This window comes from Citrobacter sp. VF227 (assembly GCF_052950715.1).
This window is the reverse complement of sequence record NZ_JBRFVF010000208.1, coordinates 1-555: the sequence shown is the minus strand read 5'-3', so window position 1 is coordinate 555 and position 555 is coordinate 1. Positions and strand designations below refer to the sequence as shown.

2 protein-coding genes are annotated in these 555 nt (G+C 65.4%); both read left to right on the top strand.

Going from position 1 to position 555, the window contains the following annotated elements; all coding sequences use genetic code 11:
• Nucleotides 1–152: 152 nt before the first annotated feature.
• The gene (locus ACU8YC_RS25935; protein WP_446896103.1) at nucleotides 153–395 is read left to right on the top strand and encodes an AbrB/MazE/SpoVT family DNA-binding domain-containing protein; all 243 of its coding nucleotides are present in this window, start codon (nucleotides 153–155) and stop codon (nucleotides 393–395) included.
• The coding region (locus ACU8YC_RS25930; RefSeq protein WP_446896104.1) for a PIN domain-containing protein at nucleotides 392–555 on the top strand (164 nt) is incomplete at its 3' end. The genes ACU8YC_RS25935 and ACU8YC_RS25930, both read left to right, overlap by 4 nt.

Below are 555 nucleotides of genomic sequence, written 5' to 3'. Positions count from 1 at the left end.
CCGCTGGACGATCCCCTTCCGGACACAGTTAGGCGGCACAACTAGTCCAGATTGATCCAGCATCACTGGAATATGACGTAAGCCGCCAGGCCTGGCGCAGTCAGGTGTTTTCGGCGTACTTTCATTCGCATGGCAGGCAGTGGAGGTGCGCCATGAGAGCCAAGGTGATGCCCGACGGGCGCGTGAGCCTGCCGGCCGATCTTCGCAAGCGGCATGGCCTCAGTCACGGTGGTGAAGTCATCGTCGAAGACACGGGCGACGCTATCGTGTTGCGGACGCTCGATCAGGTCGTCGCCCGGGCACAGGCCCTGAGCCGCAGGCTGGTCGGCGACAAGGCAGGCGCGTCCGTGGCGGACTTCCTCGCCGACCGGGCCCGTGAGGCCGAGGCCGAATGACGGGCTTCGTCCTCGACGCGTCCGCGCTGCTCGCCCTGCTGCTGGCTGAACCGGGGGCGGATGAGGTGAAAGCCAGGCTCGACGGGTCCGTCATGACGACCGTCAATCTGGCTGAGGTGGTCAGCCACTACGCCAAGCTTGGGGCTGCGCGCCCTGATAT

Bases quoted from the DNA above. Each gene is read 5' to 3' on its own strand.
- ACU8YC_RS25935 (WP_446896103.1), top strand. From the start codon at position 153: ATGAGAGCCAAGGTGATGCCCGACGGGCGCGTGAGCCTGCCGGCCGAT.